At 52.0% G+C, this 22804-nt stretch carries 14 protein-coding genes; 6 read left to right on the forward strand and 8 right to left on the reverse strand.

Annotated elements, in window-relative coordinates; translation table 11 throughout:
* Positions 1-50: 50 nt before the first annotated feature.
* Positions 51-347, reverse strand: coding sequence for a hypothetical protein (locus tag VGS11_09945; GenBank protein HEV2120408.1), 297 nt, complete (start codon positions 345-347; stop codon positions 51-53).
* Between VGS11_09945 and VGS11_09950 the strand changes: the two genes are divergently transcribed.
* Positions 261-788, forward strand: a complete 528-nt coding sequence (locus tag VGS11_09950; protein HEV2120409.1) for a methyltransferase domain-containing protein — start codon at positions 261-263, stop codon at positions 786-788. The genes VGS11_09945 and VGS11_09950 overlap by 87 nt on opposite strands.
* Before the next feature lie 146 nt (positions 789-934).
* Here VGS11_09950 and VGS11_09955 read toward each other — a convergent pair whose 3' ends face one another.
* Positions 935-2224 carry an ammonium transporter gene (locus VGS11_09955; GenBank protein ID HEV2120410.1) on the reverse strand — a complete coding sequence of 430 codons (1290 nt, stop codon included), beginning with the start codon at positions 2222-2224 and terminating at the stop codon, positions 935-937.
* A gap of 133 nt (positions 2225-2357) precedes the next feature.
* On the opposite strand from VGS11_09955, the gene VGS11_09960 reads away from it, so the two are divergent.
* Positions 2358-2945 (forward strand): hypothetical protein, encoded by a 588-nt coding sequence (locus VGS11_09960; GenBank protein HEV2120411.1) that lies wholly within the window; start codon positions 2358-2360, stop codon positions 2943-2945.
* 291 nt (positions 2946-3236) lie between these two features.
* Here the strand turns inward: VGS11_09960 and VGS11_09965 are convergent, their stop codons facing one another.
* Complete coding sequence (locus tag VGS11_09965) at positions 3237-3383, reverse strand: CxxC-x17-CxxC domain-containing protein (GenBank protein ID HEV2120412.1); 147 nt, start codon at positions 3381-3383, stop codon at positions 3237-3239.
* A gap of 122 nt (positions 3384-3505) precedes the next feature.
* Positions 3506-4177: an ankyrin repeat domain-containing protein gene (locus tag VGS11_09970; GenBank protein ID HEV2120413.1), complete on the reverse strand. Its 672-nt coding sequence runs from the start codon at positions 4175-4177 to the stop codon at positions 3506-3508.
* Between the two features lie 134 nt (positions 4178-4311).
* On the opposite strand from VGS11_09970, the gene VGS11_09975 reads away from it, so the two are divergent.
* Entirely contained in the window at positions 4312-4680 is a 369-nt protein-coding gene (locus VGS11_09975; GenBank protein HEV2120414.1) for a MarR family transcriptional regulator, read from the forward strand.
* On the opposite strand, the gene VGS11_09980 is transcribed toward VGS11_09975, so the two are convergent.
* Positions 4677-5648, reverse strand: coding sequence for an aldo/keto reductase (locus tag VGS11_09980; GenBank protein ID HEV2120415.1), 972 nt, complete (start codon positions 5646-5648; stop codon positions 4677-4679). The genes VGS11_09975 and VGS11_09980 overlap by 4 nt on opposite strands.
* A 155-nt stretch (positions 5649-5803) precedes the next feature.
* Between VGS11_09980 and VGS11_09985 the strand changes: the two genes are divergently transcribed.
* On the forward strand, positions 5804-5995 hold the full coding sequence (locus tag VGS11_09985; protein ID HEV2120416.1) for a hypothetical protein: 192 nt from the start codon (positions 5804-5806) through the stop codon (positions 5993-5995).
* Positions 5996-6396: 401 nt separating this feature from the next.
* On the opposite strand, the gene VGS11_09990 is transcribed toward VGS11_09985, so the two are convergent.
* Entirely contained in the window at positions 6397-7185 is a 789-nt protein-coding gene (locus VGS11_09990; GenBank protein HEV2120417.1) for a kanamycin nucleotidyltransferase C-terminal domain-containing protein, read from the reverse strand.
* The gene (locus VGS11_09995; GenBank protein HEV2120418.1) at positions 7173-7937 is read right to left on the reverse strand and encodes a class I SAM-dependent methyltransferase; all 765 of its coding nucleotides are present in this window, start codon (positions 7935-7937) and stop codon (positions 7173-7175) included. Before VGS11_09995 ends, VGS11_09990 begins: the two co-directional genes overlap by 13 nt.
* 96 nt (positions 7938-8033) lie before the next feature.
* Between VGS11_09995 and thsB the strand changes: the two genes are divergently transcribed.
* Entirely contained in the window at positions 8034-9698 is a 1665-nt protein-coding gene (thsB, locus tag VGS11_10000) for a thermosome subunit beta (GenBank protein ID HEV2120419.1), read from the forward strand.
* Between the two features lie 206 nt (positions 9699-9904).
* On the opposite strand, the gene VGS11_10005 is transcribed toward thsB, so the two are convergent.
* A complete protein-coding gene (locus VGS11_10005) occupies positions 9905-10456 on the reverse strand; it encodes a hypothetical protein (GenBank protein ID HEV2120420.1) in 552 nt (183 codons plus the stop codon).
* 125 nt (positions 10457-10581) lie between these two features.
* Between VGS11_10005 and VGS11_10010 the strand changes: the two genes are divergently transcribed.
* Complete coding sequence (locus VGS11_10010) at positions 10582-22740, forward strand: hypothetical protein (protein HEV2120421.1); 12159 nt, start codon at positions 10582-10584, stop codon at positions 22738-22740.
* Positions 22741-22804: the final 64 nt, after the last annotated feature.

Genomic DNA, 22804 nt, shown 5'->3' on the forward strand with positions numbered 1-22804 from the left:
ATTGATTTTGGTCTCAGCGCTATATAAGGACTGGATTTTCCATCATCCAATCAGAGGACGTTTCCCTGGGCAATAGTAGAGACGAGTGGAGTAGCGTCGTCCGTGCAATTGAGGACGCGTCGCCGATCTACGAGTCCACTAGCGAGCGGATATCCTTGTGGCTCGCAGGCCCGTTGCGACGGAGAGGTATCGCGTTTCTCCGCTCGCATCGCAGAGAATGCGTTTTGGATTCTGGCGCAGGCCCTGGGGTCTCCAGCAGAATGTTGCTGGAGGATGGCTTCGAGAACATTGTAGGCCTGGACCCGTCGATTCGACTGCTCAGATATGCGAGGTCTCGTCTCGGCCATCGGTTCTGTCCTATCGTTGGAGTTGCTGAAAACCTTCCATTGCAGTCAGGTTCTATTGGAGCTGTGATCACCTGTTTCTCGCTGCGGGATGTAGTAAATTTGGATCGTAGTCTAGATGAGTTCGCGCGTGTTACTCGGCGCGGGGGTGCTCTCGCTGTCGTTGATATTGGTAAGCCCGACAGCGGATTTTCGAGAGTCTTGATCGGTTTCTACATTTCACATATAATGCCGGTTCTGGCCCGCTTATCGATCCGCGAGAGGATGGCTGGCAATCCGTTCAAGATGATTATTCCAACTTGGAAGAAGCTGCAGACCAACAAGCGACTCTCCGATCTTATCGAACAATCATTCGGGCCCTGCGCATTGAAGAGTTTCCTTCTTGGAGGGATGGTTGTCTTCGAGGCTGACAGATTCTCGGTCTGGAAGGATGTCGTGCAGTGAAACGGAAGCGATGTCGAATAGAATCTACAGGTTTAGTATGTTTTCGCGAAGGGCGAGTGGCGGGAAAATCGACCACCGGGGGGGCATAGATTAGTCAGCAGAAAAAGAAAAGCTAAGAGAAAAATAGTTGCGGAAACGAGAACCTGCTAGAGGTCTTCTCGATTTAGGATCCCATGCATTGCCTTGCTAATGATCCAGACGGACACGTATGACAGAATGAAGACTGTAGCCATCACGGCCCCTATGCCCAAAGCCTCGATCCACAACTGTTGGAGGGCCGCTGTTCCCCCGCCGAACAATAGTCCGTCAGGAATGGGAAATATTCCGGGCGCGACAGGGTTTCCAGAGGCAATCGCGAAGGTTCTCTGGGAAAAGAAAGCGATCATCAGGACGCCGAATAACCCGCCGAGCAAGTGTCCTGGGAAGAGGCCGATGGGGTCGGAGAACCACTTGAACCTTGAGAACCATTTCTCACCGGCAAGGAAGAGAGGTCCGCCGATCAGCCCTAGAATCACCGCGCTACCTGGACTAACGAATCCGGCAAGGGGGGTTATGATGATGAGTCCCATGAGAACGCCGTTAGTCGCATAAATTAGATCCGGCATCTTCTTGATCATTCGATACCTGAAGTACATGATCGACAAGAAGGAAGACGCCGCAGCGAGGAATGTCGTGAGGACAACAGTCATTGCCGAATTGTTGAATGCCAGAACGCTGCCGGGGTTGAAGCCGAACCATCCAATCCAGAGAAGCAGAATCGAAAGGGTCAGCCACCCACTATTCAACTTGTACGGTACCTGAACGCTCTCAATGCGTCCCCTCCTCTGTTCCTCACGCCAGATCTGAAGAACGATTCCAAGCCCCGCCGCTCCCGCAGCCCCATGGACCACTAGTCCACCTGCGAAGTCGGCCATGCCAATTCGAGCAAGCCAGCCTTGGGGATTCCAGATCCACGCTGCCGGGAGATTCCAAATCAGAATGAAGTAAACAATCGAGTAAGCGAAGAAGGCCTGTAACTTCATCTTACCCAAAACAACGACGCCCACGAGGGCTAGGGTGACAGCGGCAAAGGCTGTCTCGAAAAGAAAATAGGTCCCAGTGGTCAGACCTTGTCCGGCTGTAGACCACCATGCTCCAGTGAGTAGCTGGTTCGCGTCGGAGGAAAATCCTCCAAGAAAGAATCCGTTGTAGCTGGGGTTTCCAATTATCCCATTGATCGTTGGGGCGAAACCGGTGTTGAAACCGATGAAGGCCATGAAGAATATGGCGGAGCCCGTGATCAGCATCGTCTTCAGAAGGCTAACTTCCATCTCAGAGCCCAGCTCCCCCACTTCGAGGAACCCGACCGAGACGGTCATTATGAAAACGAGGAGTCCGCAGATGATGACCCAGAGATTGTTCGCAAGCACAACTTCTAACGGCAGCGGCAGAGCCATCGTCTCGTTATCCCGTGCTCAATCTGGAATCGTGTTGAGATTTAAGCTGGGCGCATGTTTCTAGCAGTTCGCCCTAAGAGGTAGTGTCCACAATGTCTTACTAGTAAGGAATCCTCTAGTTCAACAGCGTATCATGTCGAGAGAGTCTATTAAAATTCCGTTCAAACACGCACTAGCTTTCATAGCCATTGCGGCATTCTTAGTCAGCTTTTTCGGATCGCGATTATTCGCAACAGTCTGCCCCACGTGCGTAGTGGTTGGCAGCGGGATACACTTTCACCATTTCTGGTACGGAATTGGAATGGTCGCGCTCACCGGTTGGCTCGCGATAGTTGGGAGGAGAACCGAAAGATTGGACCGAGCCTACGCACTCGTATACGGCCTCGGGCTCGGTCTCATCGGAGACGAGGTAGGCCTACTTCTAACATTTGGAAACTACTATTCCGAGTTGACCTATCAGATTTTCGTTGGAGCCATTGGTCTGATAGTTCTCGGAGCCTTAGCCGTTCGTTTCGGAGAGAGACTGCGAAAAGATCTCAAGAGGATAAAGCCTTGGGAGGCCGCCGGTCTTGTCGGGCTCTTTCTTGCAGGGTTCTCAACTCTCTTCTTCGCCTCTGATGAAGAATGGATCGGGGTACCCTTCGTTCTGGCAGGGATACTAGCAATCATCATCGGTTTCCGTTATCTGCGCGAGAAGATTCCTCTGCACACTGCAAACTAGCACATACGGTCAAGCTGTGCGCGGGCCAGTAACAGACACCTTACAATGACCAAGATACGTCATTATAATGAATTTGCCAACCCAGCTAAACCGTCTCTTCCGGCTTTACGCAACCAGAAAGAAGGGTTCGACAGAAAATGTGCGACCGCCGGTTCGGGACAATAGAGACCCTGAGGGCAAGAAACCTAATTCTGCCGGGACTAAGAAATCCACTAGGAACTCTCGTCGCTGAAAAAATTCGTCCGATAAAAAAATGAGGGAAGGGTACCTAGGCCTCCCATGAGGGGGCTTCTAGTACCTTCGATGCTTCTGGTAACAGTCCCTGCAGTAAACTGGTCTACCTTCTGTTGGCTGGAAAGGAACTTCAGTCTCCTTACCGCAGTCAGAACAGACGACTTTGTGCATTGTTCTGGGACCACCATACGAACCACGACTCATTCGGCCTAGTACACCTCCTATAATCCGCGATACTCTTCCAGCACCTTTACTAGGTTATAGACCTTCGGAAAGCCTACACCGTAGCCAAATCGTACTCAGGAATGGCATTCGACTGGACTCTTCTAGACAGCGCCATGTCTCTTCAGCACCTCGACAACCTCAGCGTGATTCTTCTCTTTGGCAAAGCCCATCGAGGTCTTTTCGTCCTTCGTCCTTGCATTAGGGTCAGCTCCGTTCTCTAGGAGGAAGTTCACAAGTTCGATGTTCCCATTTAGGGATGCCTCCATTAGAGGTGAAACCCCGTCTTCGTACCGGTGGTTGACATCGGCGCCTTTCTTCACGAGTATCTTGGAGATTTCCACATGGTTGTTGGAAATGGCGCCGGTCAAAGCGGTGAAACCGGTTGCATTCCTCGCTGTTGCGTTCACATTCGCGCCCTTCAGAATGAGATACTCTGTAACGTCTTTCTGGCCTAGGTATGCGGCGAGGGCAACGGGAGTGAACCCGTCAGCAGAGTAGGAGTTGATTAGTGAGGGATCTTGGCCTATCAAAGCTTTGACTTTTGCAAGCTCTCCCAAGACCGACACTTCAAAAATGTCCAGTTCATGTTTCTTAGAGGCTATTGTGCGTGCGACGTTTTGATGTCCGTAGTAGAGTGCAAGAAGGATGGCCGAAACTCCATTCTCGGCCTTGCTCTTTGCAAGGGTTGGGTTTGTATTTAGAAGCTGATTGATTTTCGTTACATTGCCTTTCTGGACGGCTTCAAGAAACTCGTCGGTTTGCATACTTAGCATAGCTAATCATTAGGCATGCTAATATATATGCTTGGCGATGCCATAATACTAGTCGTCGTGCTTTGACAAAAGAACTCAACCTCGAAGAAGTGGGCAGAAGCCTCCATAGCAATGCGATTCATCTGCTACGTCATGTGAGAACTGAAGATTCAGCGATGGGAATCGGACCCGCGCAAGCCTCCGCTCTGTCAGTTGCTGTCTTTGGCGGGCCGCTCAAATTGAACGAGCTCGCTGAGGCAGAGCAGGTTAAGCCGCCAACTATGAGCCGTATAGTCGAAGCGCTCGTCAAAGAAGGACTGGTCCGAAGGGAAGCAAACAAGCATGATAGACGGTCTGTCATAATCTCACCGACAGAAAAGGGAACGAAAACCTTGCATGAAGGAAGAAACCGGCGAGAGAAACGATTGATCAAACTACTGTCCCAACTTGATTCTGACGAGGTCCAATGCCTAGGAAGAGCCTCGAAGATTCTGTCAAAAATCCTGATCACAGAACATTCCTAGCGTCCGAAGACCCTGAGTCTTTCCCAGGGTGCTATTGCATCCTCTATTACACGCATTTCGTCTGGTGTTAATTTCCAGTTGACTCCCCCTATCATTTCACCAGCTTCATTCTGGCTTCTAACTCCGATTATCGCGCCTGTGAGGGCCGGATGCATTAGTTCCCATGCGACGACAGCGTTCACCATTGTCCCAGCATGTGCATTGGCGATTTTTCCGAAAGCATCCCTTATCTTTCGAACCATAGCATGATTCTCTGGCTGGGCGTAGAGCTGTCGTCTTCGAAAGTCCTTCCGGTCCAGCTTGTCAATGTCAAAATTGTCGGCTAGGACGCCCTCAGAGAGGGACCCCCATCCGAGAACTCCGATCTCATGCCCTAGGCAGAAGGGGAATATCTCTCGCTCCGCCCGTCTCTGCAGAGGGTTGTACTGGTTCTGGCTGGACACTACCGGTCCTACCTTGAGGGCCCTCTCGATCAGATCCGTGGAATGATTCGATAATCCTCCGTATCGGACTTTGCCTTCCTCGACTAATCGCTGCATCTCTGTCCATGATTCCTCGATCGGTGTCCGGGGATCTGGGTCATGGAACTGGTAAAGATCTACATAGTCTGTTTGCAGACGCTGGAGGCTTTCCTTAAGTTCTCTTCTGATGCTTTCGGGCTTGAGGTTGTCCGACCATCCTCCTTTGCCATCGGGCAACGTTCCACACTTCGTGAAGATGTGAATTTGGTCGCGTCGTCCCTTGATCGCTTGTCCGACAATTTGCTCTGCTCTTCCCCAGCCATAGAATGGGGCAGTGTCTATCCAGTTCACGCCGAGGTCAATTGCTGTCTGGATGGTTCTGATTGCTACCTTCTCGTCTTGTGGTCCCCAGTAGATTCTCCACTTTGGCGTCGAGCCAATGGGCGCGGTCCCGACTCCAACCTTTGTAATTCTAAGACTGCTCTTTCCCAGACTTCGGGTTTCCAAAATTTACCGGCCCCATGGTTATTCTCCCATGACCCTTCTGCGTTTTTTAGCGTCACTGGGTATTTCTTTCTCTTGAAGGTCGCAGACAAACAAGTTACTCATGGGGTGGTTAGAGAGGAGTATAACTAGGCCGTTTTCCCCTATTAGAGTGGCAGATGCGTGACGCGTTGATCTGCAACGAGTGTGAAGAGTCTCAGGACTTTCCAAAGGATATTGTTGAGCTGGAATCCTCACTGGGCATTCCGCGGGACCAATTGATGGCTGACATGGAGAAAGGGAAACGATGCATTCTGTGCGGATCCATCCTCGAGCAGGGCGCCTTAGCTCAACCTGTTAAGAGAGACTAACTCAGCAATCAACTGGGTTCGAAATCCTTTTCGGATCATTGTATCTCTGCAAGTCCTCCAACATTGCTCCGACAAATATTCTGTTCACTCTTGGAGTACGGTATTTGCCGTAAAACGAATTCTTTTGCCTGTGGATTATGAAATAGTTCGGAAAATGGTAATTTGCGGTGATTTTGACTTGAAATGAGGGCTATTTCGCTCTACAAGCTCGGAATACAATAGTTTTATAACTTGACATCGGATTATCACGCTAATAGGTGAATTCGGACGTCTAGTAAGCCAAAGAAGAAGAGCAAGAAGTAGAAGTAGGCTTCTTTCTCTCTATCAAATCTAATACCCACGTTTTTTTCGGGTTCTACACGCTTAACATGTCCAAATCAGTAAATCCCCAACGCTCTCCCTCAAACCGTAATCTTTCCCGACTCTATGGAGATCCTGCGAGGCTGAACCATCATCATCGTTTGGCGCCAGAGTTCTTCAGTGGCGTCGACAAGTTCTGAATTCGTCGACTTCTCGAATCCTGCTACTAGGTCGATGAGTTTTCGAAACCCTCTGGGTTGTTCTTGGCACTCGAAAAGCTGTTTCCAAAACCAGCTTGTTGTAAGGACGTATTTTCTGTTGTGGTAGAACACGACTCTTGCAGTATCCCACGCCATATAGAACGCTCGGGTTCTGAGGTCTCGCTGGTCGCCTTGGAGTCGCGCGTTGCGGACGGCAGCGAGGGACTCTGTCATGGACATGATGGCCCACCGGTATTCCTCAGTGAAATCTGCGGTGTCGTTTTCCGCGATGGCCTTCTCCAGTTTTTTCAGCCAGTTGTCGCGTTCGAATAATACGATCCGGTTTCGGTATTGGTCTGCCCCGAGTGGCCAATCCCAGCCTACTCGGGCGGCCTCTTTGAGAAAGTTTGATGCTTGGAAATAATCTATTTCGACTAGTAGACCATCGTAGACATACCGCTTGTTTTTGACCTCTAGACCATCCGTGGCCACACAGAATATTTCGAGGTCTGAGTAAGGACGGTCTAATCTCTTAGCAGTGGACGCGTAGATGCAGATAGCCAAGACTGCACCCTTGTAGGTATCAAGGATTTGGGAGGCGATCTTCTTTGCTAGTTCAATCCGTTCTTCGTGAGAAACCTTATGGAGCGGGAACTTTGGGTAGGAGGATTTCTCTTCTATTTTTCGCATTGTACTACGTGCTCGTATGGAAGTTCAATCCCTTTTCGCTTTAGCATCTTATCATGTCGTTTGAGAAATGTTTCCGTGGCACCCCAGGTTCGAAGCTGTGCAACCGCGGTCTCATATCCGAAGTGGATCGTAGTTCCGAAATACGTTGTCTTAAACTCGTGAAAGCCGTTTTTTCGCATTATTGCAAAGAGCTGGTCCGGAGTCCATGATGGCCAGTGTTTGATGAGAAACGCTTGAGGTTCGGCCGCTGGGGAGGATGACCATTCACCGTGGATCATAAAGCCGCCTGGTCGGAGGATCCGATGAAACTCCCTTAGAGCTTTTTCGAGCTTCGAATCGTATGGTAGGTCACATAGTAACTCGTTCGAAACTACAATGTCAACGCTCGAATCTTCGACGTCTTTGATCCTTCTCGCGTCCGATTTGATTGCTTGAACTCGTTTCTCAAATCCTGCAGTTCGAAGCTCCCGACCTAGCTCCTTGAACCAGCCCGCGTAGGGTCCCCTGGACGAATCGATGGCGATCATCTTGACTCTTGCTGGAAGCATTCTGAGCAGGGGTATTGTCAGCTGTCCTTTCCCGCACCCAGCTTCTAAGATCACTTGGAACCGTCGCCGACCGATCTGTTCAACAAAGTGCGAGGCTAGGCGATCGTAGTACCTCGCCCAAGCCTTCGAAAGGTATGCCGGGACTCTGGCGATAATCCTCTCCGCTGAACGCTCGAAGCCCCTCTTTTCCAGTGATTCGCTCAAGGTTCTGGGACACGGTCTCTTGTTATTCTGAAGAATCTGCCTGCATATGTTTATCTTAGGACGCAAAACAACCCGGTAAACAGAGTCTGATTAGATATGTCGGAAACACCCGTTCTAATTCTGAGAGAGGGCACCTCCCGATCAAGAGGGAGAGACGCCCAGAGAAGCAACATAATGGCTGCTAAGATAGTTGCGGAGATTGTCCGGTCTACCATTGGGCCCCGAGGGATGGACAAGATGCTGGTCGCGGGTATGGGCGACATCGTGATCACAAACGACGGGGCTACTATTATGAAGGAAATGGATGTGCAGAATCCAGCCGCTAAGATGATTGTTGAGATCGCCAAGACCCAGGACAGCGAGGTGGGTGACGGAACAACAACAGCAGTTGTTCTTGCAGGCGAGTTACTGGCGGGTGCAGAGACTCTTCTTGACAAGGATGTTCACCCCAACGCGATTATTGACGGTTACAGGAATGCTGCGGGCAAAGCCCAGGAGATTCTGGAGAAGATTGCAATCGCTATCAAACCGGATGATGAGGCACGTCTGAAGCAGGTCGCGATGACCTCTCTTAATACCAAAGGTATCTTCGGCTCTCAGAATCGCTTCGCCGAGCTTGCGGTCGAGGCTGTCATGCAGGTAACTGAGAAGAACAATGGTAAGGTAAAGGCCGACATTGATCTTGTCAAGGTGATGAAGAAACACGGAAAGAGTCTAGAGGAAAGCGAGCTGGTCAGCGGGATAATTATTGACAAGGAAGTCTCTCACTCACAAATGCCTAAGAGCGTGGCTGGTGCCAAGATAGCGTTGTTGAATGCGAAGCTGGAGATCGAGAAGACTGAGACAGATGCCAAGATCAACATCAACAAGCCGGAAGAAATGTACCAGTTCATACAGGAGGAGGAGAAGCTTCTCCGGGACATGGCTGATCAAGTGGCCAAGACTGGAGCAAATGTGCTTTTCACAGAAAAAAGCGTTGACGACGAGGTTCTGTCTCTCCTCTCCAAGAAAGGAATACTTACCGTCAAGAACGTCAGTAGCAGCGACATGGAGAAGCTAGCCAAGGCGACAGGCGGCAGTGTAGTCGGAACTACCAGAGACCTCTCCAAGGAGGCTCTCGGCTATGCTAAGCTAGTTGAGGAGGTAAAGATTGGAGATGACAAGCTCGTCTATGTCCGCGAGGCCAAGAATCCGAAGGCGGTAACCATCATGATACGGGGTGGGTCTGAGCACGTGGTCGACGAAGCTGAACGCTCGCTCCATGATGCCCTGTCCGTTGTCCGAAATGCGGTTGAAGACGGGAAGATAGTTGCGGGTGGCGGTTCTCCAGAAATAGAATTGTCTAAGCGTCTACGCGAGTACGCGATCAAGGTCGGAGGTAGAGAGCAGCTCGCTGTCACAGCTTTCGCGGAAGCGCTTGAATCGATACCCGTTGCGATTGCGCAGAACGCGGGCATCAACCCGATAGACATTCTCGTCGATCTCAAATCCAAACACAACAGCCTGCAGAACATCTGGTTCGGAGTCAACACCCAGACAGGAAAGGCGGCCGACATGCTAAAGATGGATGTTGTCGAGCCTTTGCGAGTTAAGACGCAAGTAATCAAGTCCGCAGTGGAAGCGGTAACAATGATTCTCAGAGTTGACGATGTCTTCGCGTCGAAAGGTGGAAGCTCCTCAGGCCCTGGTCCTGGCGGTCCAGGAGGAATGCCTCCTGGCATGGGCGGCGGTATGCCTCCCGGCATGATGGGCGGAATGTAACAAACAAGACGTCTGGCATCCACACCCCGGTGTACTAGCGGCTAGTGTGGACGCCTGTGAGTGTTGGATGTCCGACTGGTGAGTCTTTCTAGCGATTTTTGCCCTTTTTCGGGCCTTCTCTGCCAGCCATTTTCTTCTTTTTCTTTTGCCAATCCGGACGAGTCATGAATCGTCAACTGGTGCTATTTTTCGGCATATACGCTTTCTCAGGTGCATGCTGCCATCGCGTTATTGATCGCGAGGTCTTCTTGGAAGCTGAAGAGTGAAAGTCTGTAGTCTGCTTTAATGGCGAAGCCTGGTGGGGGGGCTGTAATGTTGGCTATCCCAATGAAAATCGAGACTTGGGGACGTGACGAAGCTCGTCGCGGGATGGTAAATGACGCGTCGCCGTTTGCATTGTAGTAGTTTTGAGATGCATCGGAAGCACTGACAAACCAGTGGGCGTTGACATCCGTGGAGGAAGGATTCTTGATTCCGAAGGTCGCGATGAAGTGTGAGAACGGGTGGTCGGGTGAGGGTGGGTGGTAGACGCGAACTGTGGTTTCGCAGTAGACACTAAGACCATTTATCGCATTTTGGCTATCCGAAAACGCCAACCCGTAAGCTGTGGATGTGAAGACGGACGCCACGGCGATTACGATCACAAAGATCAGTAGCTTTCTTCGCCATTTCTTTGTCCCGCCGTTCGCTTTTCCCTGTGTCTTGCCTGCGGCTTTGGCTCTATTATTGCGCAATGATAGTTTCAACCTCTGGGTCAAGGTCCGAAAAAACGTTTGCGGAGGAGCATTCTTTGTATACTTTTCTATATCATGGGATCGTTTGCTCTGCATTGAACGTCTGTAACTTATTATGTAGGGCTAGCTTACTTCCGCGATAGTTCACGTTGGTAAACAGGTTACCTCTGGGGCTAGTTGCACTCATCTGCATGATCGCCCTCTCAGCTACTGGCACTACCGTTCCCGTTTCACACGCCGCGACCGCGACATCATTCACTTTCTCTGTTGGAGGAGATCATGGCGCTTCGCTGACAGCAGGCGACACGGCGGCCAGTTTGAGTCGGCTGGCAGCCTCTGGCTCGGATTTCTATCTAGCGATAGGAGATCTGAGCTACGATGGCGCGATAGATGGTACGAATTGGTGCAGCCAGTTCAAGGGTTCATACAACAATGTCGAAGTTCTCGCCGGGAACCACGACACAGGGGAAGAAAATAGTACCGCTCAAGCTACGAGAAGCTATGAGAGGTACGTCAATGGGTGCCCCTACACTCTCACTCCTTCACCTTTGAGCTGTGGTCCCGTCCTACTCAACTGCTATGGGAAAGAGTACTACTTCGACTATCCCGCTGTCAACCCCATTGCCCGATTCATAATGATCTCTCCGGTTGTCTACAACGTTACTGGAGTCTGCACTCCACTAACCACTATCAGGTGCAACGCTTCTTGGCCGGGCACCACCTGCACTGATACGTTTGGATGCTGGGGTTACAACTTCGGCGATCCCCACTACAGCTGGGTGTCAAGCACGATCGACTCTGCTCGGGCATCAAGCACCATCAAATGGATCCTTGTTGGCATGCACAAGGTCTGCATTAGCGCGGGAGATCAAACCTGTAACATTGGTCCCGATCTGTTGAACCTGATGATTTCCAAAAAAGTGGATCTCATTTTGGAAGGTCATGATCACTCATACCAGCGAAGCAAGCAGCTTGCTTTCAACACTAGCACCTGCACTAAGATTACAACTAGCAATAGCTATGCGACGTACAATCCGAACTGTATTGTCAACGACGGGTCTGCTGGAGTCTATACTCCTGGAGCTGGCACCGTGGTTGTCATTCAAGGAACCTTCGGAGCTCCCTTCAACACGGTGAACGACACGTCCTTAGGTGGTTGTAGCCCCTGCGCGGCGGAAGCTCCGTATTTTACAAAGCTAATGGGGACAAACACGCCCGGCAACGGGCATGGTTTCATGCAATACACGGTATCCGCTAGTCGGATAGACGCGAAAAGCTCGTTTTCAGGATCATTCCAAGATAGCTTCACCATAGGACAGGCGTTCACTATGTCGTCCAGTCCCACGTCGCTCGTACTTCAGGTGGGAGCATCCAGCTCATCGACTATTACCGTTACCAGCCAAGCTGGCTTCACTGGCATAGTAAGCCTTGGCTTGACCGCGTCAGGGTGTGCGTGTGCAAGTCCTATGATAACGCCGGGTAGTGTTGATCTTACCGCTCAGAACCCGACGGCTACGGCGTCACTTCAAGTCACTGGGCTGTCTCCCGGAGGTAACGTAACGCTCACAGTGACGGGGACATCTGGCACGCTTTCATTTTCTGCCCAAGTTGCGGTTAGCGTTCAAGACTTTAGCATCTCTGCTTCCAAGCCTGCTCTTACGCTCAATTTCAACGCCTCAGACACGTCTACGATCAACCTGGCCAGTCTGAACAATTTTGCTGGGACCATAACCCTCTCTCCCACAAGTTCGCCGTCGGGACTCACGTTCTCAATTAGCCCGTCAAGCATTCCCATTGCCTCAAAGAGTTCGGGATCTGCGACCCTCTCTGTGACTGGGTCGGCTCCGGGTAACTATACTGTAGCAGTTGGCGCAACAAGTGGACCCACGTCTCACGCGACGATAGTCAAAGTCCGGGTCCTAGGAGACTTTACCATGAGCACTACCAAGACCGCGTTGACGCTGAGCCCTGGAACGATTGATAGCTCGATTATCATAACACTGATAGGCTCTGGAAAGTATTCAGGGACCGTCAATCTAGCCGCTTCTGTGACTCCCTCTGGTCCCACAGCAACACCTGGATCTTCGAGTCTCAAACTGAAGGCCACACCGACAAACGATGGAACGAACTCGACGGTTCTCACAGTTAACGCTGGAATGATTTCCGGGACTTACAGCATCAACATAACCGCAACGAGCGGGTTGCTATTCCACTCCACAATTGTAACCTTGACCGTGACTAAAGCCAACCCTACAATTGGGACTACTCTCTCAGCATCATCGATTTCCGCAGGTGGCTCAGTGAGCGATTCAGCGGTTCTAACCGGTGCTACAACCACGGCGGGGGGCACTGTCACCTACAGTGTGTTCTCAGGAGCTATCTGCTCCGGCACACCAGTCTTTGCTCAAGCTGTACCAGTCACAAATGGCATAGTTCCCAGCTCAAGGGCTGTTCAATTTAATGTCACAGGGTCTTACGTTTGGCAGGCCACGTACACCGGCGATCCGAACAATAATCCTCCACAACCCACTACGTGCGGCTCGGAGGCTCTGACAGTCAAACAGACGGCGACAACTGTCGGGACTAACCTTTCGGCTTTATCGATCGTTCCTGGTGGAGTAGTTTCAGATTCTGCTACGCTGACGGGGTTCTTTGGCGGCTTCAGCACGGGTGGCACGGCCACTTACAGCGTGTTTGCTGGGACTGGATGCACTGGGACACTCGTTTTCACCCAGACGGTGAGTGTAAACTCAGTGAGTGGAGCGATTCCCAACTCAAGGAATGTGCAGTTCAATGCTACTGGTACTTTCCAGTGGCTGGTTATTTACAGTGGGGATTCTAACAATGGTCTTTCGACGAGCCTTTGCGGCTCGGAATCCCTCTCTATTGGGAAGGCCACGCCATCGATCACCACCTCACTCTCGCCCAATTCTGTAGTCGTTGGGAACTCCGCCAGTGACACTGCAACGGTGACAGGCGGGACCGCGCCAACAGGAACCGTGACCTTCAATGTATACTTGGGCAGTGCCTGTTCCGGCACGGCCGTTGCGACGAAGACTGTTCCATTAGCTTCAGGGTCCGCAGGCCCTGTCAGTGTAGTCTTCAACAGCACTGGTACTTTCAACTGGCAAGCCGTCTACAGTGGAGACGCAAGCAATGGTGTAGCTACAAGTGTTTGTGGAACCGAGACCCTGACTGTTGCATTGGCTTCTCCTGCGATTGCTGAGACCGTCTCTGCAACAACAATCATTGTCGGGAATTCGGCAAATGCCAACGCGACACTATCGGGAGGCTTCAACCCAACTGGAACAGTTACCCTCGGTATTTTCTCCGGAACTGGCTGCCCAGGGTCGCCTGTGAAAAGTAAGACGTTTACCCTGGTATCCAGTTCCGTAGGTCCATTCTCCGTTATCTTCAATTCTACTGGAACCTTCAATTGGCAAGCTGCCTACAGTGGCGACGCCAATAACAATCCCAATGCCAGTTCTTGCCAGTCTCTGATCGTGAACAAAACAACTCCAGCTATCGCGACGACACTATCGCAGTCCAGCCTCACTGTCGGAGGCTCGGTGTCTGACTCGGCAAGCATATCTAACGGATTCCAGGCAAGTGGTACTGTTACCTACAAGTTCTTCGCGGGAAGCTCATGCACGGGAACTGGGACCCAGGTAGGGTCACCCGTCACCGTCACAAGCGGCGTTGTCCCCAATTCCAATTCACAACCCTTCAACGCAGCTGGCCTCTACAGCTGGAACGCCGCTTACAGTGGCGATGCAAACAACAGTCTTGCTACTAGTCCTTGCGAGCCTCTTACAATAAGCAAAACCAATCCTACAATCGCTACCGTTCTCTCGCAGAACCCAATAACCGTAGGTAACTCAGCTACAGATTCTGCAACTCTAACTAACTTTTTCCAAGCCGGAGGGACAGTAACCTACAGTTTCTTCTCTGGCTCTGCATGTGGTGGAACTGCAACCGTCGTTGGATCTCCGGTTGCCGTATCGAATGGAATCGTCCCGAATTCTGCATCTCAGACTTTCAACGCCGCGGGACCATACAGCTGGAATGCAGCATACAGCGGTGATACCAACAACAATGTTGTCACTAGCGTTTGTGAACCTCTAACTGTTAACCCGAAGGGAGTAACCATCGCCACAACCCTGTCCTCGACGACAATTACCGTGGGAAGCTCAGTGTTCGACTCCGCCACGATAACAGGTGCTACAACCACCGCGGGCGGAACAGTCACATACAATCTCTTTACAGGCGGAACATGTTCCGGGTCCGCTTCCCCTGTCTCGACGGTGACCGTGACAAATGGAGTAGTTCCCAATTCTTCTCCTCAGACCTTCAGTTCTATTGGAATGTACAGCTGGAACGCGATCTATAGCGGCGATCCAAACAACTCAGGAGCTCCGAGTCCATGCGAACCCCTGTCAGTAAGCAAGACAAGTCCAACGATTACCACTTCGCTGTCCTCTAACTCGATTATTGTTGGTCAGCCTGTCACCGAGTCCGCAACTCTCACAGGTGGCTTCCAAGCCGGAGGATCAGTAAGCTACCTAGAGTTCTCATCGAGTACCTGCTCAGGCAGCAGCACTGTCGCGTCCACCGTGACCGTGACGAGCAATGTTATCCCAAGTTCATCCCCGATCAATCCTGTTCCTTCGGGAACCTACGGATTCGAGGCATCCTATTCCGGAGACGCCAACAACAACCCGATAGTCAGCTCTTGCTCATCTCTGACAGTCAACAAGGCCAGTCCAACAATCACGACAAGTCTCTCGCAGACAACAATCCCTGTTGGATCCTCGGTCACTGATTCGGTCACTATGACTGGTGGCTACCAACCAAGTGGGACTGTAGCCTACTCATACTTTACGGGAAGTTCATGCACCGGCACTGCCACCAGTGTCGGTTCACCGGTTACAGTCACGAATGGCGTCGTACCTGGCTCTTCGTCTCAGGGATTCAACAGCGCCGGCTCCTATGGCTGGAACGCCGCGTATAGTGGCGATGCCAACAACAACCCAATTACAAGTGCCTGCGAGCCTCTGACAGTCAGCAAGGCCGGCCCTACACTCACTACGGCTCTTTCTGCGAATCCCATTACGGTAGGTGGCTCAGTGTCCGATTTCGCCACCATGAACGGGGGCTTCCAAGCAGGCGGGTCCGCAACCTACTTCCTCTTTTCCACGGCCGACTGCACCGGTTCCAAAATCCAGGTTTCCATTGTCACCGTGAGCAACGGAGTCATACCCAACTCTGTTTCTCAAACCTTCAACTCAGCCGGTCTGGCTAGTTGGAACCTTGGCTATAGTGGGGACTCCAACAACAACCCAACGACCAGTCCCTGTGAGCTTCTTACCGTGAGCAAAGCGAGTCCAACCATCAGCACAACCCTCTCGCTGAGCGTCATAACAGTTGGCGGCTCAGTCTCAGATTCGGCGACGATGACTAACGGTTTCCAGGCGAGTGGGACTGTCACGTACAGTTTCTTCTCCGGTTCAACATGTGCAGGACCCGCAACCATCGTCGGATCTCCTGTAACGGTGGCGGGTGGAATCGTCCCGAACTCTGCATCTCAGACTTTCAACGCCGCGGGACCATACAGCTGGAATGGAGTATACACCGGTGATGCCAACAATAACGCAGCCACGAGTACATGCGAGCCTCTGACCGTCAATCCAAAAGGTGTGGCAATCACGACTAACCTTTCCTCGACAACCATAGTCGTGGGAAACTCAGCATCAGACTCCGCCGTATTGACCGGTGCCACTACCAATGCCGGCGGAACGGTCACCTACAATCTCTTCTTGAATGGCATATGCTCCGGGACTTCTTCCATTATCTCGCAAGTCACGGTAGCGAGTTCAACTGTCCCGAATTCTAGGACGGTCATATTCAATAGTACGACCGCGTTCAGCTGGAACGCGGGCTACAGTGGAGACGCTAACAATGCCCCAGCAACAAGTCTCTGCGAACCGCTCACTATCCAAAAAGCTTCGCCAACACTCTCCACAACTGTTTCCGCTCCATCCGGAACGGTAGGTAGTGCTTTCCACGACTCCTCAACAATGACCGGATCGTACAACGCTGGGGGAACTGTCTCCTATAGCATTTTCAGCAACAATGCTTGTTCTGGAAACGCTACTCCGGTTGGGAATCCAGTAATCGTTGCCGGGGGAACAGCGCCTGATTCCGTCTCAGTAACTCCGTCTCCAGCAGGACCCTACTCGTTCCAGGCCTCTTACAGCGGCGACGCGAATAACAACGCTGTGTCGAGTGGTTGTGAACCCTTCTCGGTCACCAAGGCTAGTCCCACTATTTCCACCGCGCTTGCAACCAATCCGATTGCGGTTGGCGGATCCACTTCCGACTCTGCCACTGTCACTGGCGGTTTCAGCCCCAGCGGAACAGTTACTTACAGTTACTTCCAAGGCTCCGTCTGTGCTGGTCCCGGCACAACCGTCGGTCTTCCTGTTACCATGACCAGTGGTCTAGTACCTAGTTCTCCCTCTCAGACTTTTAGTTCTGCGGGACCATACAGTTGGAACGCAGTCTACAATGGCGATTCAAACAACAATGCTGTTGCAAGTGCATGCGAGCTTCTAACGGTCAATAAGGCTAGCCCCGTTATCAGTACAACACTCTCCACGAATCCAATAACTGTCGGTGGCTCAGTCTCCGATTCAGCTACTATGACGGGGGGTTTCCAGGCTGGAGGGACTGTTACTTACAACTGGTTCACTGGCAATACATGTAGCGGTGCAGCGAATGTTGTTTCGACCGTGGCCCTGGTTGGTGGCGGCATACCAAGTTCTGCAGCTCGAGCGTTCAATTCGGCAGGACCCTACAGTTGGAACGCGGTCTATGGTGGAGATGCGAACAACAACCTGGCCACCAGCCCCTGCGAACCTCTCACGGTCAACCCCACGACCGGAATCACGGTCTCCACAACGCTATCCTCTTCAAGTATCACAGTAGGCGGGTCCGTATCCGATTCTGCAACACTCACCGGCGTCACGTCTGGAGCTGGAGGAACCGTAACCTACAACTCGTTCCAGACAGCAACATGTACCGGAACACCTGGAGCAGTGTCAACAACTACCGTTACAAACGGGGTAGTTCCTGGATCAGCATCAAAGACCTACAGCTCTGCTGGCTCGTTTAGCTGGAATGCCATTTACAGTGGTGACGCAAACAATGGAGGTGCCACGAGTCTTTGCGAGCCTCTCAATGTGAACCAAGCCGTTCCAAGCATAACAACTACCGTCTCTATTGCCAACGTCCCAGTCGGGACTCCTGTTCATGACTCCGCCACCCTGTCGAACGGGTTTAACGCCGGCGGCTCTGTGACATACACACTGTTCTCCGATACGGGATGTACTGCCTCCGGAGTAGTCATCTCAACAGTCACCGTCACCAACGGTGTCGTTCCAGACTCTTCAGCGACAAGCCCAACCCCAGCGGGCGCGTACGGCTTCCAAGCATCCTATGCCGGTGACGCGAACAACAAACCCGCAATAAGCGTGTGCGAACCGTTCAACGTGCTGAAGGCAAGTCCAGGAATCACAACAACTCTATCGCTAACAACAATCCCTGTCGGATCCTCTGTTTCCGATTCCGCCACTATGACTGGCGGTTACCAGCCCAGTGGCACCGTAACCTATGTGTTCTTCATAGGGAGCTCCTGCACGGGGAGTCCCACTACCGTCGGGTCTCCAGTCGCTGTAACGAATGGGATCGTACCCGGGTCCGCGCCCCAGACCTTCAACAATGCGGGCGGGTACGGCTGGAGCGTTGTCTATAGTGGCGATGCAAACAACAACCCCGTTACCGGTTCCTGCGAACCCCTCACTGTCAACAAGGCCAACCCCGCGATCAGTACGGCTCTTTCTGCGAATCCAATAACCGTGGGCGGCTCGGTATACGATTCCGCTACCATGACGGGCGCATTTCAAGCGGGAGGTTCCGCTACGTACTTCTGGTTTACAACGGGCGACTGTACTGGTTCTTCGGCAACGGTTTCCACAGTAACCGTCAACAATGGAGCCATCCCAAGTTCATCTCCTCAGCTTTTCTCCTCCGCAGGCTCCTTCAGCTGGAACGCCCGCTACTTCGGTGACTCCAATAACAATCCTGCGACTAGTCCATGTGAGCCGCTCACCGTAAACAAGGCAAGTCCAACCATTAGCACAAGTCTCTCTGCGAATCCAGTAACAGTTGGCAGCTCTGTATCCGACTTCGCAACTATGACCGGGGGTTTCCAGCCCGGCGGCTCTGCGACATACTTCCTGTTTTCGACGGCTGATTGCACGGGTCTCAAAAGTCAGGTTTCTGTTGTTACCGTGAACAATGGCGTCATACCTAGCTCTATTCCTCAAACTTTCAACACCGCCGGTCTGTATAGCTTGAACGCTGGGTACAGCGGGGACGCCAACAACAACGCGTCGACCAGTCCTTGCGAGCTTCTTACGGTGAACAAGGCGAGTCCAGCAATAAGCACCAACCTATCACAAACCACCATAGTAGTTGGCAACCCGGTCTCAGATTCGGCGACGATAACCAACAGCTTCCTGGCAAGCGGAACGGTCACGTTCAGTTTCTACACAGGCCCAACTTGTGCCGGAACCGCGACCGTTGTTGGAACTCCAGTCACTGTTACAAATGGAATCGTGCCCAGTTCATCTTCTCAGACGTTTAGCGCTGCTGGAGCATTCAGTTGGAACGCTGCATATAGTGGCGACGCAAACAACAACCCCGTTACCAGTCCCTGTGAACCTCTTACCGTCAATCCGAAGGGCGTGGCGATTGGAACTTCTCTGTCGTCAACCGCGATAATCGTTGGGGGTTCAGCATTCGACTCTGCAGTATTGACGGGTGCTACTAGCAATGCTGGTGGAACCGTTACCTACAATCTCTTCTCTAGCGGAATATGCTCCGCATCCCCTGCATCTATCTCCAAAGTTACTGTAACCAGTTCAACGATTCCGAACTCCAGGTCCGTCATTTTCAACAACACCAGTCCAGTCAGCTGGAACGCGGTTTACAGTGGAGACCCTAACAACGCTCCTGCAACAAGTCTCTGCGAACCCCTTACCGTAAACAAAGCTAATCCTACACTCGCTACCACCGTTTCGGTTGCATCTGCAACAATTGGCAGCGCCTTCCACGACTCTGCCACTCTGGCCGGAGCGTACAACGCGGGAGGGACCGTCTCCTACAGCGTCTTCAGCAATAATGCGTGCTCGGGCAATAGCACTCCAGTTGGCAATCCAGTAAATGTAGCAGGCGGGGTTGTAGCTGATTCAGCACCTGTAACACCGTCTACAGCCGGACCCTACTCGTTCCAAGCATCGTACAGTGGTGATGCAAACAACAACGGCGCATCGGGCACCTGCGAACCCTTCGCAGTAAACAAGGCCAGTCCATCAATTACAACAACACTTTCAGCAAACTCGATCCCAGTCGGCGGCTCTGCCTTCGACTCCGCCAGCATTGCAGGTGGTTTCAACCTTGGAGGAACAGTAACCTACTCCTATTTCCAGAATTCAAACTGTGTCGCTCCCAGCACAATTGTAGGTTCACCCGTGACCATTACAAATGGCGTTGTGCCTAGCTCTCCCTCCCAGACCTTTAGTCCTGCGGGACAGTACAGTTGGAACGCGGTCTACAACGGTGACCCGAATAACAACGGGAACGCGAGCCCTTGCGAACCTCTTACTGTCAACAAGGCTAACCCGACCATCACTACAGCTCTTTCTCAGAATCCGATAACGGTCGGTGGATTAGTTTTTGATTCTGCCACCATAGCCTCTGGCTTCCAGGCAGGAGGCTCCGTTACTTACAACTGGTTCACTGGTGTTGCCTGCAATGGGGCGCTGACAGTATTACCATCTGTGACAGTGGTAAGTGGCCAGGTGCCGAACTCGGTGTCCCAAGTTTTCAACTCCGCAGGACCCTACAGCTGGAGCGCTATCTATTCCGGCGATACTAGCAATAATGGCGCCACAAGTGCTTGTGAGCCTCTCACTGTCAACCCCACTTCGGGAGTCGTAATTTTCACTGTTCTTTCCTCATCGAGTATCACCGTCGGTGGATCGGTGACAGATTCTGCCACGCTGACAGGAGTCACGTCTGGAGCAGGAGGAACTGTCACTTACAACTGGTTCCAGACCGCATCATGCGCCGGACCGTCTGGAATTGTGTCAATTGTCACTGTCGTCAACGGTAACGTTCCGGGCTCGGCGTCCAAGGCCTTCAACACAGCTGGATCGTTCAGCTGGAACGCTCTTTACAGTGGCGACTCTAACAACTCCGTGGCCTCTAGCAACTGCGAACCCTTGACAGTGAGCAAGACAAGCCCATCGATTTTCACCTCGCTATCAACTAACCTGATTACTGTCGGTCAGTCTATCACTCAATCAGCGGGACTGACAGGTAGCTTCCAGGCAGGCGGCTCAGTAACCTACCTTGAATTCTCAACAGGTACCTGTTCAGGGACCGGTGTTATGGTGTCCTCGGTCACGGTTACCAACAACGTGATTCCAAGTTCGCCTCAAATTACTCCCGTTCCCTCAGGAACCTATGGCTTCGAAGCCTCGTATTCCGGCGATACCAACAACAATCCGATAACCAGCTCTTGCTCACCTCTAACAGTCAACAAGGCCAGTCCAACGATTACGACTAGCCTATCGTCGAATGTCGTTGCCATCGGGTCCCCGGTTTATGATTCAGCTTCCATAACCGGCGGATTCCAGGTTAGTGGCACGGTCACCTACATTTTCTACACGGGCAATTCTTGCTCTGGCGTTCAAACCGCAACCTCAACAGTCACAGTAACCAGTAATGGTATTCCCTCATCGTCTCCTGCGACCCCGGACTCGCTAGGTTCCTGGTCATGGAAGGCGGCGTACTCTGGCGACGCTAACAACCTCGGTTCCAGTAATTGCGCGGGTTTGGTTGTCACCAAGACCACTCCCACGATCGCGTCCAATCTTGCATTCCCAACGATCAGCGCCGGTGATTCTATCCATGACTCTTCTACCATGTCCGGTGGTTTCCTGGCCGGAGGGACAGTCACATACAGTTTCTACACCGGCTCGACCTGCAGTGGATCGGGAACTGTCGTCGGATCTCCAGTCGCTGTCACAAACGGAATTGTTCCAGACTCTGCATCTCAGAGCTTCGCCACTGCTGGCACGTACGGCTGGAACGCGGTCTACAGCGGAGATTCAAACAACAATCAGGCCACCAGTCCCTGCGAGCTTCTAACAGTCGTCCAGGCAGTGTCGAGTCTAACCCTGCCACAAGTAGGAGCAATTACCGTTGGAAACTCCTTGTCTTTGTCCGCTACACTTCTGGGGACCACCGGCAATGCCGGTGGAACTGTCACATACAATCTCTACACTACCGCGAACTGCCAGGGGACAGCTATTCCGGTCCAGACTGTACCCGTAACAAGTGGATCAGCTCAACCGTCTAGGGCTTACCAGTTCACCTCCGCGGGATCTTTCGGTTGGAACGCCGTGTACAGCGGCGACCCGAACAACGGTCATGCTACCAGCTCATGTGGGCCGCTTTTGGTCAACAAGGCGACTCCGACCGTTTCAACGACGCTTTCAGCCAACGTGATTACGAAGGGTGACGTGGTATCCGGCTCTGCAACATTAACTGGTGGATTCGCAGCAGGAGGAACACTAACCTACAACCAATTCTCCTCCTCAGATTGCACTGGAAATCCCACCATTGTGGCCACTGTCACTGTGAACAACAGTGTTGTACCTTCTTCGTCTTCGCAAACTTTCGCAACCGACGGAAAATTCAGCTGGAATGTCACCTATAGTGGAGACAATAATAATACTCCAGCCAAGGGGTCATGTAGAGTGCTGACCGTGACTGCTCCACCACTTCTTTCGGTCCCCGGTCCCATGTCAGTCAATTCTGGCTCCCCTATTCGTTTCACAGTCAACGCGACTGACCCCTCCTGGAACAACATCACAATCACAGCATCGGGACTTCCTTCCGGATCCACCTTCCCAGGCGCTCAATCTCTCACTGGGAAAGCGTCAGCACTTTTCTCCTGGACGCCCTCCGATTCTCAAGCTTCAGCCGATTACAAAGTGACCTTCACAGTCGATGATGGGCACGGGGGCAAGACGAATTCCCCGGTCACGATTCACGTAAATGGGATTAACAGGTCGAGCTCTCTAAATAACGCTATTCCGTACTTCGTTATCGCCCTTGTAGCGGGAACAGCCATAGTGCTCGCGGCCCCCCTTCTTCTCAGGCGATTTCGAAAATAATCTAGGCAAGCTTTGTCTCGTTCTTGTAGCGATGCTTTGACAGCAAGAAACGGAGTCAAACTAC

It is taken from the genome of Candidatus Bathyarchaeia archaeon (assembly GCA_035935655.1).
Classification (GTDB): Archaea; Thermoproteota; Bathyarchaeia; order 40CM-2-53-6; family 40CM-2-53-6; genus 40CM-2-53-6.

Bases quoted from the DNA above. Each gene is read 5' to 3' on its own strand.
- VGS11_09945 (HEV2120408.1), bottom strand. From the start codon at position 347: ATGGCCGAGACGAGACCTCGCATATCTGAGCAGTCGAATCGACGGGTC.
- VGS11_09955 (HEV2120410.1), bottom strand. From the start codon at position 2,224: ATGGCTCTGCCGCTGCCGTTAGAAGTTGTGCTTGCGAACAATCTCTGG.
- VGS11_09965 (HEV2120412.1), bottom strand. From the start codon at position 3,383: ATGAGTCGTGGTTCGTATGGTGGTCCCAGAACAATGCACAAAGTCGTC.
- thsB (HEV2120419.1), top strand. From the start codon at position 8,034: ATGTCGGAAACACCCGTTCTAATTCTGAGAGAGGGCACCTCCCGATCA.
- VGS11_09960 (HEV2120411.1), top strand. From the start codon at position 2,358: ATGTCGAGAGAGTCTATTAAAATTCCGTTCAAACACGCACTAGCTTTC.
- VGS11_09990 (HEV2120417.1), bottom strand. From the start codon at position 7,185: ATGCGAAAAATAGAAGAGAAATCCTCCTACCCAAAGTTCCCGCTCCAT.
- VGS11_09970 (HEV2120413.1), bottom strand. From the start codon at position 4,177: ATGCTAAGTATGCAAACCGACGAGTTTCTTGAAGCCGTCCAGAAAGGC.
- VGS11_09950 (HEV2120409.1), top strand. From the start codon at position 261: ATGTTGCTGGAGGATGGCTTCGAGAACATTGTAGGCCTGGACCCGTCG.
- VGS11_09985 (HEV2120416.1), top strand. From the start codon at position 5,804: ATGCGTGACGCGTTGATCTGCAACGAGTGTGAAGAGTCTCAGGACTTT.